Consider the following 15,030-nt stretch of genomic DNA (forward strand, 5'->3'; position numbering starts at 1 on the left):
ATAATACACTTAAATTAATAGTAAATCCTACTTACTTTTGGTTTTCATCTACCAAATTGTAGAAATAAAGCCACCATAAGCAGTGCTCATGATGGCTTTGGACTCAATTTACTCTTTGATAAATTTTTGTTTCACTACTGTATTATTTTTTTGAGTAACCTCAATAAAGTAAATACCAGCCGGGAAATTCCCCACATTAATTTGGTTTTTCCCTGAATTTATTTTCAACCCGGTTCTGATAACACTTCCTCTAGCATCAAAAATGGTGGCAGCTGCTTCTGACAAATCAGAATCAATGAAAAGATCTGCTTTTACCGGATTAGGATATATTTTTACACCCTCTTTTTTAGTTTCCATAGAAATATTTCTGGTGCTTAACGATCCGAAATTTAAAGGAAGAACGTTGGCTGAATAGGTATTCTCTTCTGTAAGATATGCTTTGAAAGAACCTATTGCAGGCTCACTTCCGGCAGTTACTTTATAGAAGCCTGTTACTCCGTTCTCGGTTTTCAGCACATACGCATTCGCCGGAACTTTGATGCTCTGATAAACTCCGTTCATCTGGTTGACCGTGATCGCTTTAGGGGTAGAAACATTTCCTGAACCGTTGAAAGTAATATTTCCTGTCGCATTGATGATTACCGGAGTATTTGCAGGAATGATTCCGTTTGAAATTGCGGTACAGTTGATATTACTGGCATCGGGAGACATCATATAGGCAGTAACTCCGGATGGTATATTAGCCTGAAATGGTAAGATCAACACCTCATAACCATTAAAAGTACGGCTGTAAGAAGCGGTATTGGCGGTAAAATTAAATGGCACCTGAAAATCCTTACCCTGACCGGAAAGGATGAGATTTGAACAGGTTGTACCTGAAATCACATTATTGGCAGATGAGGTTATATTCGAATTCACATAATAAATACTGTTCGCATTGGCACTCATAGGCTGCCAGTTATTGGAGGAAGTAACACCTGCTGCATTTCTAAAATCTACAGAGGTATAATATCCGTTTTCCAGTGCATCCATCAGATAACTGTCGCTTGCGGAGTAGGTACCCCCGAATTTAGAAGCAATTTCATTTCCCACATTGAAATAGACATCTCCCAGATTAAGAGTCAGTACAGAGCTGTAGTTGGAATTTCTCAATCCTAAAATCCCTTTGCAGCCGTCTGTCAGGACCTGTCTTGAAATATCAAATGTGATATCGAAGTTTCCTCCCTGTGGAAAATTAATTTTGCCATAATTATATGATTTTGTTACGCCCTGACTGTTGATGTAATATAAAGTCGTATTGTCCGAATAGCTTTGTCCCGCTGTTGTATAGCTGTTTACATGCAGGATCAGTTTATTGTACCTGTCATTAAGCTGAAGATATCCGTTAGCCGCAGTCATATTATTACTGATAAGAGGGCTTGGGTTGGAGAACGTCACCGTTGTATTGCTGATATTGAATCCTGTCCCAAAAGCTGTATTGGTAGGAGTTTGTGTTTCAATTTTATTATAATGAATATCACCGCCTGTCATGAGAGAAGCAGGTCTGTCACCACTTTTGTTAAAAACGAAAGTCATGACACTGGAAGGGCTGATATCAGCCGTTGGCCGGAACGTTGCTGTACTCAAAGAAAGAGGAGTACTCACCATATTGGATTGTGTATTGGTCAATATCTTTGTTCCCGAAGTAGTATAAAAAGGCAGGTCAACCTTCAAACTATAGGAGTTCTGAGAAGGATTAATGACCATAAGAACAACCTGATTGCCATCCTGGGAAATATAGGAAGAACCTTGTAAAACACCTGTTTTGTCATCCCATTTTGCATCTATTCTCGTCTTTCCTGTTGTGTATTTGGCATAATGTGAAAGGATATAACCCCTTTTGGTCATTACTCCTGCGGAGGTTCCGTAAGTTCCGTCACCCATTAACCCGTAATACCTTTTGGCAGAATAATGGATCCATGCGTTGATATTACCTAATAACGCATTGTTGACACTGCTCGCGAAAGTAAAAGCATCTGTATTCCAGCTGAAATCACGGGCCGGCTGTGTGGATGAAGAGTTCCAGTTGATCAGATATTCTGTCTGCCAGATTTCTTTGTTATAATTCTGGAATTGTTTGTAGGTAGACTGGATCAGCCCATACTGATGCCCTCCATACACTTCAAAATTAGCCATTGCCGCAGGATCCAGCAAAGCATTGGCAAAATTATCCGTAAATCCCACACTTTCCGGGGCAATCACTTTACAGTTAATGAGCTGCCCATAATTCTTGATAAAATTGGTAATTTGTGCAGGTGTCCAGATACATCCCTGATATTGAGCCATTTCGTCCGGTTCATTCTGAATGGAGATATAATCAAGTTCTACTCCATTGTTCTGAAGATAGGTAACAAAACTGTTGAGGTAAAGCGCATAATCCTGATAATTTTCAGTTTTCAGATATCCTACCTGTTGTACTCCATTGGCATCGGTATATACAGCATTTACATGGTTATTGGTTTTCCAGGTTGCGGGCATTGTCCACGGTGAAGCAAAAATGGTAAGTCCCATAGATTTAGCCAACTGTGCTGTAGCCAGTACAGAACTCCAGTTGCTGCTGTTTTCAGGGATATATAATCTCATAATATTATATCCGCCTTCACTGGAAGCTCCCCAAAGTGTCTGAATTTCTGATGTAGACATATGGTTATAGGCAAACTGAGGACTGCAGACAAATCCTCCAAATCCTTTTATTTTCTGATAAGGAATACTCTTATCAATTTTTACGGTGGTAAGCTGTCCCTGCAGCATCAGACTGCAAAACAGAGCGATAGAATGAATGGTAACAAGACTTAAAATTTTTTTCATAATGTTTTGGTTTAAATATTTTGTGATTTTGTGTGTTCCCGGTGAGACAGTTAATTTCAATAACTATCAGGATCCGGCTTGGAATATGAATGTTTCATGGTTAAAGTATTGTTTGTGATAAGTACCTTGCACTAGTGAAGCATTTCGCTTTCGGGAGCGCCCAGGTAAGAAGGTTTTAAACCTCCGGTGTTGATCAGGAGTTTTTCCAGGACAATGCCGGGTTCCAGCACTCTGAAACGTAACGTGTGCTTTCCAGCCTGCTGAACCGAATGCTTTGTAATAGATTTAATAATATGTTCTGACTGCCATTTTCCCAATTCTCCTTTGTAATGGCCATTGAAGTTGACAATTTGAGGAGTTTCGTTGTCAAAAGAAATTTCATAGCGAAGTCCTTTATTATGATTAAAATTTAAAGTCGGGGCTAATAATAATTGGACTTCAAACTCCCCTTTTGATTCAAAATTGATATCATATTCCAGCCAGATATTTTCATCGCTTTTAGGATAAGCATTCTGCGGAAAGGTTGTCACACCGGATTTTGTTTTTCCGAAATCAGGAATCACTTCCCAATGGATTCGGTCAGAATTGCTCATTCTTGCAAAATTCTCTGCCTCAATGGAAACATAGCCGTTTTTCTCCTGAAATATCTTTTCTTTTGGAACCTCGGCTTCGGAAATATAGGTAACTTCAGGCATTATATTTTCTTTGCCGTCTGCCCAGCTTTTATATCCTATCCTCATCTGATCCATCATATGCTTCCATTTCCCACCAGCGATCACATTGTTGTACTGGTTATCCAGATAAGCATTTCTTTCAAAACATGACTTCGCTTTATCCGCATAGAAATTGGCTTCAGGATCTTTTTTCGCTGCCAGTTCCCTGTTTTTTGCCACTGCGTAATACATTTCGTATAAATTACTGCATGCATCAATCGGGTACAGAACCAGCTGATAATAAGCATCCTGATATTCGGCAGGAATCTGCTCTTTTAACCGTAAGGCTTCTACCGCCAATGCTCTGTAATCATTTAAAACCGTTTCAAATTCATGATAATTTTCAAGACTGTACGTTTTGCTGTCAAGAGTTTCAGGCGTTACCCTTCTGTTGTATTTGGCATAAAGATTAATCATCCTCGCAATTTCTTTTGCATGTTTTTCGCCAAACTGCTGAGCAGCCCATTTCTCAGTATATTCTAAAAGGTTTTTAGCATTAAACTGCTTTGGATTCCAGGCCATTTCCAGAAAAAAACTAATCGGAAATTCCATAGGTTTTAAATCCCCCACATTCACTACCCAAAGCTTATCTACCTTATGTTCATAAGAAAGATTCATCTGTTCCCAAACTCTCTGGATGGGGCTTATGTTGATCCATTTGGAGTTTCTCGGGCCGCCTACATAATCGAAGTGGTAGTAGATTCCATAGCCTCCTTTATGCAAAGGCTTTGAAAGGTCCGGAAGCTTTCTTACATTTCCCCAGTTATCATCACAGAACAGCAGGATCACATCATCCGGAACCCTCATTCCTTTATCATAATAGTCCTGAACTTCTTTATACAATGCCCAGACCTGGGGCGTTTTCTCAGCCTTTTTCCCCGTAACATCAGCGATGATTTTACGTTGGTCTTTTACAATTTTTTCCAGCAGGGAAATATTGGTTCCCTCTCCCATCGCTTCATCACCATCACCACGCATTCCCACTGTAACAAGCTTTTCCCAGTTCTTGCTTCTTTCGAGTCCGGATTTCCAGAATTTCTGTAAAACCTCCGCATTTTTAGCATAATCCCAGACATTCGGGAGGTTATTTTTTTTGATATACCTGTGCCAGTCGGTTTGTGCCAAAGCCATAGGCTCATGGTGCGAAGTTCCCATGACAATACCCATTTCATTCGCTAACGGTCCGCTCAGAGCATCATCGTCATAGAATGCCTTTCCCCACATTGCAGGCCAGATATAGTTTCCTTTAAGACGCAAAATCAGTTCAAAAACTTTTTCGTAAAACTTACTGTTTACTCCGCCAAAAGTTGCTCTTGCCCAGCCTCCAAGTGAAGGTTCTTCATCGTTAAGGAAAATACCGCGATACTCTACAGCAGGCTCGCCATCGGTATAGATTCCTTTTTGAAAGTATACATTATCTTTTTTCTCAACCGGAACGTCAGCCCAATAATACCACGGTGAAATGCCTATCTGCTGAGACATTTCATAAATTCCGTAAATCGTTCCCCTTTTATCGCTTCCTGCAACCACAATGGCTTCAGAAACGCCCGGAAAAGGATTGCTGACATTCTGAATGATATATTTTTCTCTTTTCCCTGTTAATATTTTTCCATCCAGCTTTTTTTGACGAATTAAATTATCAATAGTCTTGCTTTTACCTGCTTCACCAATAATGATGATCATTCCGTTCACTCCAGGGTTTTGGGAAACCAGATTAGGCTGAACACCGGTTACTTTTTGAAAATCAGATTGAAGATTCGCAACGGCACGCAGAATTCCTTTATCCGAATCACTGTCTGAAAAAAGCATCAAACCTGAATTGCGTTCTTTCAATACCATCGAATTTTCTGTCTTAGCAAAAGAAATAAATGGTTCGGTTGCTTTTACAAAAAATATAAACAACAACGTAAGAAACAGCGAAATGTTTTTTGTAAAATTCATACTATATCTTTTTGATTTTAATTTTTAAATAAGTTCAGATCCACAAATTCTCCCATTCTCCTATAGCCGGCCTCATTGGGGTGAAGAAAATCATGATCGTGCATATCGTTTAAGATAACTTCCGGATTTTCACTCTGCATGTGTTTGGCAAAATCGATGACGGCATCAAACTTCCCGCTGTTCCTGATCCAGTCGTTTACTTTTTTCCAGGCCTCGATACGGAAAGGTTTGTCGTAGAACGACTTTGCAAAAGGAAGAATCGTTGCTCCGTACACTTTGATTCCGTTAGCATGTGCCTTATCGGTCATCACCTGGTAAGCGGCAATAAGTTCTTCTGTTCTTTTGGAAGCGTCATCAGGATCTCTTGTTCCTCCCAGATCATTCACTCCTTCCAAAATAATAAGCCATTTTACGCCCTGCTGATTGAGGATGTTATAATCGAAACGGTCTAATGCTGTAGGACCCAAACCGCCACGCACTACACAATTCCCGCCAATTCCGAAATTAAGAACACTTACATTCCTGGTAGAAGGATTTGCCAGTAACCGCTGCGAAAAAATATCCGGCCAGCGATTCTGCCTGTTGGTTCCTGATCCTCTTCCGTCGGTAATAGAATTTCCCATAATAGCCACCGCATACGAGGGTTCACCGGTCTTTACATCGATGTTAAAAAGCGAATACCAATGATCTGTTTTTACAGAATTTTTAAATACCGCAGCATTGGCCTGCTCACCTTTAACAATGAAAGAAGTTGTTCTTGAACCCGGATGCCCGGTGACAGATTGGGTTACTTTTGTATAGGAAATTGTAATAGCCAGTAACGAATTAGGCTTCAGATTAAAGTTCACTTCATCAGAATAAATATCGGATCCGGGAGCAATTTTAAAACTGTTTTTATTCTCAAACGTTAATGATCTGATGCTGGTTGCATCCACATTGCTGCTATCGGATGGCACGGCAACAGAAACTGTTTTTACTGCAAGGCTGTCTACAGAATATTTATTGGAAAAACGTAACTGCAATTTTTTTCCACCCACAGATACACGGATAATCTGACGCAGGGTATTCCCCGAAAGCCCCGGTTCCGACGGAAGGTTTTTAGGTTCCACCAATTGGGGAGCCGTTGCCCAGGTAGTAAGCCACTGGTCTTTGGATAACCGCCTTTCCAGACTTTGTGAGGAAGAGCAGGAAACCAAAAATCCCGAAATGATAAAGATATATAAGTTTTTGAAGCGCATTTTTTCCTGTTTTTCGTTTTATCAATCTTTAATTTCTTAGTATAAATCCTCCGTTCGGCTGAATTTCAATCATAAAATCACCTTTTGCATTCACTTTCATTTCTTTTTCTAAGGAAATTCCCTGAGCATCATCATTAATCAATCTAACTGTTTTCCCGGCAAACATCGGAAGTTTTATTTTCAGTTTCCGGGATTGTTTTTCAGCGTTTACACCAGCCACATACCATTGATCCACATGCCTTCTCGCAACAACGGCATATTTCCCGGGATAACCGTCTATGAAAACTGTCTCATCCCAAAGTGTTGGAACTGCTTTCATAAAGCTGAGCTGGAATTCCGGAGCATCAGTAAGATTATTCGGCATGATCCCAAACATCTGAACGGGATTCTGAAACAGGACTGCTGTAGCCAGCTGAAAGCCATCTGTGGTATACCTTTTATTTTTGTCTCTGTTGGATTCTGTTAAATATTTATTGAGGAAAGTACCTCCGAATTCCATACTTCCCACTGTATTTCTGATGAAAGGATGAAGTGTGGCAAAAAAAGCTTCCTGTTTCCGTACATCTTCTGAGAAATAAAGCATTTCTGAGGCAAGAACGGCTTCGCTTCCAGCATAATTCGGGTACATCACTTCCCAGCCTCTCGGTACCGTGGCTCCGTGAAAAATAATAGTTAATCCAAAATCGTTGGCATCCGACAGAATATCTTCGTAAAGACGTATGGTTTCCTGTTTGTCTCCTCCGAAGAAATCCACTTTCAGCCCTTTTACACCGACATCTTTCAGCCACTTCATTTCCTTTTTACGTTCAACGGATGAGCTCATTTTGTTTCTCGGTCCCATAGGTGCGTCATTGGCTGCTCCGTTGGAGTTGTACCAAAGCAATACCCCGACATTTTTTGATTTTGCATATTGAATAAGCTCTCTCATGCGGTCTTTGCCTATGTTTTTATCCCAAAGCGCATCCATAAGAATAAACTGATAATTCAGTGCAGCAGCAAGGTCTATGAATTTCACCTGATCATCATAATTCATACTGTTATCCTGCCACAGAATCCAGCTCCAGGTAGATTTTCCGAACTGATACTCCTGTGAAGGCTCATACATCGGATCTACCACATCAAAAGGAATTGTGGTCTCCACAACAGATTTTAAAGAATTCCCTACTGTAATTGTTCTCCATGGTGTTTTTCCGGGAAGAGAAACTGCTGCTCCGGTACTTCCGAAACCGTTATTTTCAGCAATATTCGGATACGCTACTTTGTAAAGGCTTTTTTCTGCTGTGGTTTCAAGGTGTGAAGCACAATACGAACTATTCACTCCTGTCTCAGAAAGTAATACCCAGCCTTCATTTCCGATATGGAATAGACCCGGGAAAACGTATCCATAATCGGATGGTATTCCCAGCTCAGCATCAGCTTTATAACCACTTTCATAACTTGGCGCTGTGCGGGCAAATCCCGTCATCGGCTTCATCATAGGTGAAAGAAAAGTAGTTGTCTGTGACGGAAATCTGTATCCTGTAGTTTCTGAGTGTACCACAACACTCAGCCGCTCTTTCATCGGTGGAATATTATAGCGGAAAGCAATATTGTTGTTGCTCACCTGAAATTCAATGCTTATTTGATGCTGATCTGTATTGATGAAATTAACCGATAAAGTATTGGCCTTATAATCAATCTCATATTTTTTGATTTTTTCGTTCGTATATTTCTTAGAAACGATATCTTTTTTGCTATCGATAAATTTCAGATTCTTTGAAAAATCGGACTCATTGGTTACCAAACCCAGCGGGGATTTTTCAAGCATTATCTTTCCCTGAAGGATAACATTATACAAGGCTTTTCCGTCTTCTGAAAAAACGTGGAGCTTCAGATGTCCGTTCGGACTTGAAATTTCTGCTACCTGCGCAAAGCTTTTGCTGATCAGAAAAAGGCTGAATACGATATATAAAACTTTTTTTCTCATAACTCATTATTTTCAAGAAAGGTCCAGTAATCGAAATACATAATATCTGTTAAAGCTTTTCCATTGAATACAAAGTACATATCATGAATGCCGGTAATCTTTTCAGTAAGCTGAACTTTTACGGTTTCCCAGCGGTCATCCCCACCCGTCAGTGGAACCTTTACCGTTGCGGCAACCGGGCCGTTCACAGCGTCCAGATGAACGCTCATTGTGACGTCACTGTTATGGGTAGTTCCTACTCTTGCAGAAAAAGAACTAGCACCTTTTTTCCGGAAATCAACATTCTTTACACTGGTATAAGCCCCATTTTTCTTTGCTTTGATGAAAACACCAGCCTCTTTATTCTGATAGGATTTTACATTTTCCGACCAGGCAATCATTTCTGCCTGATTGAATGAGTAAGGATTAACTGTTGCGATAGCTTTTGTAATTCCGTTGGTCATTTTAAATGGTGAGATGGAACCGTCTTTATTGAAGGTAAGCTCTTCCAGACTTACCGATCTTGTAAACCCGCTTCCGCCCGGCAACGCACCATTGTGATAAAAGAAATACGTTTTCCCGCGGAAATCAATAACACCGGGATGATTGGTGAATGATTTCCCTTCCGTAGGCATTACAATTCCTCCATATTTCCAGGGTCCTTGTGCTGTTTTACCTGTAGAATATCCTATGAATTCAGGAAGCGGACCGCCCGGCCAGAAAAGATAATACAGGTTTTTCCTTTTGTACAGCCACGGCCCTTCCTCGTATTTTGTGGGTCTTTCCGGGTTAGGTTTGCCATCCCTTTTTCCAAATGATTCTTCGGTCATCGGAACTTCTGTAATATTTCCAGAATAGGATATCATATCTTCATTCAGCTTTACGTATTTAAGCTTAGGATTTCCCCAGTACATGTGTGCCTGTCCGTCATCATCCACAAAAACGGTGGGATCAATATCTCCCCATTCGCTTTGAACAAGAGGTTTTCCCAGCGGATCATGAAAAGGCCCTAACGGGCTGTCGCCAACGGCAACCCCTATTGCGCCTTTGTTATTGGTTTTGGACCACATAGGAACGTATAAAAAAAACTTTCCGTTTCTTTCTACACATTGTGCGGCCCAGGCATCACGTTTTGCCCAGTCGAAATCTTTATACGAGAGAATTGTTCCGTGGTCTGTCCAGTTCACCATATCATTCGTGGAATATACTTTCCAGTCGTTCATGGTAAACCAGGTGGAATCATCTTCATCGTGTGTGGTATACACATACAGTCTGTCATTATAAACCATCGGTGCCGGGTCTGCAGTATAATTGGTCTGAATAATAGGATTCTGAGCTGATAAACCTTCGGAAAAGCCTATCAAACAAAGCCCCAGTATATATTGTATTGTATTTTTCATAGTCAGTTTTATTTTTTCTGAAAGCTCCAGTAATCGAAATTAAATAACTTTCTTCCTGCCGTAATATTTTTCCCCTGGAACACAAAGTATACATCGTGAATACCGGAAACAGATTCTGAAATTTTTGAGGTCAGGATTTTAAAATCTTCCCAGCCACCGGTTCTCGGAATCTCAATCTGGACTATTTTCGGTCCTTTAACATCATCCAGATGCACTTCCAGTATGCCACCGTCAATTCCTGTAGCAACGGAAGCTGAAAATTCAGAAGTACCTTTTCCAAAATCCACCGAACGGACTTTGATATACCCTCCGGTTCTGGCATCAGAGACATATACTCCGGTTTTCTTGTTTTCGGATGTGCTGCATTTTTCCGACCATGCCATGGTTTCTGCTTCGGTTCTCTGATATGGATTTAAAGTTCCTGCCGGAGGTACACCTTCTTTGGTCATGCTGATCTTCGGAATAGTCCCGTCAGCATTATATTTGAATTCTTCTACAGCAGTTGAACGTCCGTAGCTTCCTCCGGCCGGCAATAATCCGGTATGGTAAAACAGGTAGGACTTTCCTTTGAAATCAATAATTCCACCGTGATTGGTAAAGCTGTTGGTCGGCTTTCCCCTGATAGTTCCACGGCCCGGTTGGCGATGGGCTGGTTGAATAGGATAAACATTCTGTTCTTCCGGTCATTCCGGCGTACATCATATAATATTGATTGTTGTTCTTGTAAAGCCATGGTCCTTCTACGTACACGTCATCAAATTTTTCCTGCTTTTGCAGAACTTCATCAGCTTTTCCGGGACGTCTCAGCCCACCGAAAGCTTCCACCGATTGCGGAACTTCTGTGATTTTCCCCTGGTAAGAAGTCATGTCTTTATTAAGTTTCACATAAAATAATTTACTGTTTCCCCAATACAGATAAGCCTGTCCGTCATCATCTGTAAAAACCGTAGGGTCAATATTATCCCAGGTTCCGGTTGAAATCAGAGGTTTTCCCAAAGCATCTTTGAACGGTCCGGTGGGACTGTCAGACACTGCAACACCAATAGCCATATTGTTGTCAACGGTCTGTGCGCAGATATACCAATAGAATTTTCCGTTTCTTTCAATACACTGTGCTGCCCAAGCTCTGTCCCGCGCCCAGCTGAAAGACTCTAAAGAAATGGGAGAACCATGGTCTGTATAATTGACCATATCTTCCGTGGAATACACCCGCCATTTGGTCATTGTATAAAAATCAAATCCCGGCTGATCATCCCCTGTATAAACATACATTTTCCCTTTATAGACCATGGGAGCCGGATCTGGTGTAAAATGGGTCTGAATAACCGGATTCTGCGCAGATATAACGATTCCTGCCAACAGAAAAGAAAGTATACTATATTTTAAGTTTCGTTGATTCATATCTTAATCTTATTTATTTGAGTGAAATGAATTTATAATAAGCAACACCATGTGCCGGAATATCCAATGGAAGACTTTTTTTGTCTGTGTTGATTTCTGCAATATTCTTCTGTCTCCAAAGGTCACGAACCGTCTGAACTCCGGAAATTCTTAATTTTTTGAAATCTTGATACGACAGCTTTACTTTTTCTCTTCCGAAATTGGCAAAAGCCACCGCTTTGCCTCCGCCTTCCAGTTCTTTGACATAAATTCTGAGCTCGCCGATGGTCTGCAAACAAACACCCTGTTTTCCCAAAGCATCCTGATTGACGGCGATAACCTCATCATTCGTCAGAAGGTTTAAGGTAAAATCATCCAGTTTCTCAAGGTCACAGCCAATCAGCAACGGGGCTGAAAAAATGCTCCACAGACTCATATGAAGATACTGTTCATCAGGCTTCAACCGACTCTGATGTGGATTTCCCCAACCTACAACACCAATAACCAGCATATCCGGATCGTTCCGGTTTCCGGGTTTCGCAAAAGGAGCCGCTTTATCCTGAGCAAGAGCAATATTCTTTACGCTTGACCAGGTATCTGTAATATCGTTGGTGGTACGCCAGGATTGTGCATTGACCTCATCACCCCACTTCCACACATCGCCCATTCCGTATTGGCAGAGGTTGTAAATGATATCTCTTGACTGCTGCTTCAAAAGGCTTCCCATCAATTGGAACGGTTTCACGCCTTTGTCCGGATCTCCGCCGCCCTGAAAGGCAAGCGAAGGAACTTTCCCCGGATCATTATCCGGCAGCCCGTCAATCACACCGCCATAGCTGCACCAGTCATATTTCAGGTAATCAACGCCCCATTTGGCATAGCTTTCAGCATCCTGTTTTTCGTAACCATAGCTTCCGGCACATCCGCCACAGGTCCATGGACCGGGAGAAGAATAAATTCCCATTTTCAGGCCATTGCCATGAATATAATCTGCAAGGCCTTTCATATCGGGAAATTTGGAATTGGTCAGGATATAACCGTTTTCGTCACGCATCTTTCCCTGGAATGAAGGGTCTTTTCCATCCCTGTTATACTGCCAGGAATCATCGATATTGATATAATTCCAGCCATGATTGATTAGTCCTGACTTTATAAGGGCATCTGCAGCACGTTTCACTTTGTCGGCAGAAACTTCATGCCCGAAGCAGTTCCAGCTATTCCAGCCCATTGTAGGCGTGAGAGCGATTCTGTCTCCGCTTTCTATTTTTAATTTTTTTGAAACTGAACCTTTCGCATTTTTAGCATTCAAAGTCACTTCATAACTTCCTTTAGAGTCTATTTTTCCAGTGATGATTCCGGTCTGTGAATCTATTGTTAACCCTTTCGGAAGATTTTTCGCCGTAAAAGTCATTGGTCTGTCACCTGTTGCTGCAACCCTGAACAAAAAAGGTGAGCCAGGACGTACTCCGTAAATGCCTGCTGAATTAATTTTTGGAGTTGCCGCAGATTTTGGCGTCAAAATATAAGGTACTGATGAAATCGGGTTAAATGTTGTCAGTTTTGCACCGCCTGCTGTTTCAAACTTAGCATCTGCCCAATCGGCGTGATCATAATAAGGTCCGTTTCCGCCTTCTGTCACGACTAATTCTAATTGTTTCAAACCTTCCAGCGAAACGGAAACAGGCTTTGCTTTATCGCCTAATTTCATGACTCCGCTTGACCAAAGTTTTTTGTTGTCGCCGTAAATTTCAAATTCGGCAGCGGGATTTTGACCTTTGATTTCATCATCCATTCCCACCATTGCGGTAAAGCTTTTTGCTTTGCCATTTAATTTAATCATCAAAGAACTTTCAGCGTGGGTTCCGAAGCCTCTTTTGAAAACTTCGCCGGCAATGGTTATAGGTTTTCCGTCCACCGAAGTATTGATGCCTGGTTTTCCGTACCACTGTGTTACAACGCTCAAATCCAACTGGTCTAACCAAACGGTCGATTGTGCATTTAAGTAGTATCCGGCAATGAGAAAGCTGAAAATAAAGAGTTTAAATCTGAACATTTTTAAAATTGTAACTGATATATTAATATAACTCATAACAATGACTTAAGTTTTGGCTAAAACCAATTGTATTCTTTCTTTATAAAATGGGCTAAAGCCCATTCCTATTGATATTCCTAAATTCCGATTCAATCCAGCTTAATCTGTATTAAACTTCCACCAATCAAAATAGAAAAGATCTCTATCTCCTCTGAAGACGAAGTACAGATCATGAATACCTGTAATAGCTTTAACAGGTGTTTTAATGGTTTTGAAAATGTCGCCTTCTGCTTTTCCTGTTACTTTTACAATTCCTAAAACCGGCCCGTCAATCGCATCAGCATGAATTTCTATATTTCCCCCGTACAATGCTGCTACTGAAACGTCTATCGATTGAGCTCCTTTAGAAAAATCCACACCCTGAACTTTTAGGTAATCTCCATTGTTGATGGATGAAACCACCATTCTATCGGTGATTTTTTTACCTGTATCATAAGGATTATTTCTTTCCCATTCGGTCATTTTCTCGGTTTTCAAACCTTCACTGAATGCAATGGTTTCTGCTTCTACTCTGTTGTAAGGATTGAGTGTCGCAATTCTTTGTACGCCCTCAGGATTCCAGAAAGGCAGCTTCTGAATGGTTCCGTCGGCATTATATTTCATTTCGCTTACACAAACCGAACGGCGCTCGTAATGTTTGCTCATCGTCTGTTTCCCGATGTTATAATTGAATCCGAAAACGTAAGTTTTCCCTTTATAATCAATAATTCCAGGATGGTTTCCGTTGGAACGCCTGTCACCGTCCATAATCATTCCCTTAAATTCCCAGGGTCCGGTTGCAGATTTGCTCATCGCATAGCCCATCCCTTCCGGACAGCAAGTAGAGGCATAAGCCAGATAATAATGGTTGTTTCTTTTCCAAACCCAGGGTCCTTCCTGATAATGAAACAGATCCGGCGAGCCTTTCACTTTAGCTATTGAAGGATCTTTTACGATATCTCCATTTACGGAAATCATATCTTCGTTCAGCTTGACGTACCAAAGGTTCGGATTTCCCCAATAGAGATAGGCTTGCCCGTCATCATCAATCAGAACAGTTGGGTCTATATCATCACCTGAATTTTTAACCAAAGGTTTTCCTATCGGATCTCTGAATGGGCCATATGGGCTGTCGGCCACTAAAACCCCGATTCCTCTTTGTCCCGGCATCGGGCAATACATATAAAACTTACCGTTTCTTTCGATCACCTGCGGGGCCCAGGCTCCGTTTTCAGGATCGGTCCATTTGAAATCTTTTAAAGAAGCCACTATTCCATGATCAGTCCAATTGACCATATCAACAGAAGTGTAAAGCAGCCAGTTTTTCATTTTAAAACCAAACGCATCATCTTCGTCATGGCTGGTGTAAAGAAAAACCGTGTCTCTGTAAACCATTGGTGCCGGGTCGGCAGTGAATTTGGTCTGAATGATCGGATTTTGGCCAAAACAAACCTGGAAAAACCCTAATGCTATTATTAAACTTAAATTTTTCATA

At 41.1% G+C, this 15,030-nt stretch carries 9 protein-coding genes; all 9 read right to left on the reverse strand.

What is annotated here, in order from left to right:
- Window positions 1-108 precede the first annotated feature (108 nt).
- A complete protein-coding gene (locus ACPF63_RS10850) occupies window positions 109-2,847 on the reverse strand; it encodes a T9SS type A sorting domain-containing protein (RefSeq protein WP_426483031.1) in 2,739 nt (912 codons plus the stop codon).
- 131 nt (window positions 2,848-2,978) lie between these two features.
- Window positions 2,979-5,501 carry a glycosyl hydrolase 115 family protein gene (locus ACPF63_RS10855; RefSeq protein ID WP_426483032.1) on the reverse strand — a complete coding sequence of 841 codons (2,523 nt, stop codon included), beginning with the start codon at window positions 5,499-5,501 and terminating at the stop codon, window positions 2,979-2,981.
- 17 nt (window positions 5,502-5,518) lie between these two features.
- The gene (locus ACPF63_RS10860; protein WP_426483033.1) at window positions 5,519-6,739 is read right to left on the reverse strand and encodes an SGNH/GDSL hydrolase family protein; all 1,221 of its coding nucleotides are present in this window, start codon (window positions 6,737-6,739) and stop codon (window positions 5,519-5,521) included.
- 28 nt (window positions 6,740-6,767) lie between these two features.
- Window positions 6,768-8,705, reverse strand: coding sequence for a glycoside hydrolase family 97 catalytic domain-containing protein (locus ACPF63_RS10865; RefSeq protein WP_426483034.1), 1,938 nt, complete (start codon window positions 8,703-8,705; stop codon window positions 6,768-6,770).
- Window positions 8,702-10,084: a glycoside hydrolase family 43 protein gene (locus ACPF63_RS10870; RefSeq protein ID WP_426483035.1), complete on the reverse strand. Its 1,383-nt coding sequence runs from the start codon at window positions 10,082-10,084 to the stop codon at window positions 8,702-8,704. Before ACPF63_RS10870 ends, ACPF63_RS10865 begins: the two co-directional genes overlap by 4 nt.
- 8 nt (window positions 10,085-10,092) lie before the next feature.
- The gene (locus tag ACPF63_RS10875; RefSeq protein WP_426483036.1) at window positions 10,093-10,617 is read right to left on the reverse strand and encodes a carbohydrate-binding protein; all 525 of its coding nucleotides are present in this window, start codon (window positions 10,615-10,617) and stop codon (window positions 10,093-10,095) included.
- 40 nt (window positions 10,618-10,657) lie between these two features.
- Entirely contained in the window at window positions 10,658-11,485 is an 828-nt protein-coding gene (locus ACPF63_RS10880) for a family 43 glycosylhydrolase (protein ID WP_426483037.1), read from the reverse strand.
- Between the two features lie 13 nt (window positions 11,486-11,498).
- Complete coding sequence (locus tag ACPF63_RS10885) at window positions 11,499-13,517, reverse strand: NPCBM/NEW2 domain-containing protein (RefSeq protein WP_426483038.1); 2,019 nt, start codon at window positions 13,515-13,517, stop codon at window positions 11,499-11,501.
- Between the two features lie 138 nt (window positions 13,518-13,655).
- Window positions 13,656-15,029 (reverse strand): glycoside hydrolase family 43 protein, encoded by a 1,374-nt coding sequence (locus tag ACPF63_RS10890; protein WP_426483039.1) that lies wholly within the window; start codon window positions 15,027-15,029, stop codon window positions 13,656-13,658.
- Window position 15,030 lies beyond the last annotated feature (1 nt).

It is taken from the genome of Chryseobacterium sp. R2ACT005, from assembly GCF_049949215.1.
Lineage (GTDB): Bacteria > Bacteroidota > Bacteroidia > Flavobacteriales > Weeksellaceae > Chryseobacterium.

Bases quoted from the DNA above. Each gene is read 5' to 3' on its own strand.
- ACPF63_RS10870 (WP_426483035.1), bottom strand. From the start codon at position 10,084: ATGAAAAATACAATACAATATATACTGGGGCTTTGTTTGATAGGCTTT.
- ACPF63_RS10860 (WP_426483033.1), bottom strand. From the start codon at position 6,739: ATGCGCTTCAAAAACTTATATATCTTTATCATTTCGGGATTTTTGGTT.
- ACPF63_RS10865 (WP_426483034.1), bottom strand. From the start codon at position 8,705: ATGAGAAAAAAAGTTTTATATATCGTATTCAGCCTTTTTCTGATCAGC.
- ACPF63_RS10890 (WP_426483039.1), bottom strand. From the start codon at position 15,029: ATGAAAAATTTAAGTTTAATAATAGCATTAGGGTTTTTCCAGGTTTGT.
- ACPF63_RS10855 (WP_426483032.1), bottom strand. From the start codon at position 5,501: ATGAATTTTACAAAAAACATTTCGCTGTTTCTTACGTTGTTGTTTATA.
- ACPF63_RS10850 (WP_426483031.1), bottom strand. From the start codon at position 2,847: ATGAAAAAAATTTTAAGTCTTGTTACCATTCATTCTATCGCTCTGTTT.
- ACPF63_RS10885 (WP_426483038.1), bottom strand. From the start codon at position 13,517: ATGTTCAGATTTAAACTCTTTATTTTCAGCTTTCTCATTGCCGGATAC.
- ACPF63_RS10880 (WP_426483037.1), bottom strand. From the start codon at position 11,485: ATGAATCAACGAAACTTAAAATATAGTATACTTTCTTTTCTGTTGGCA.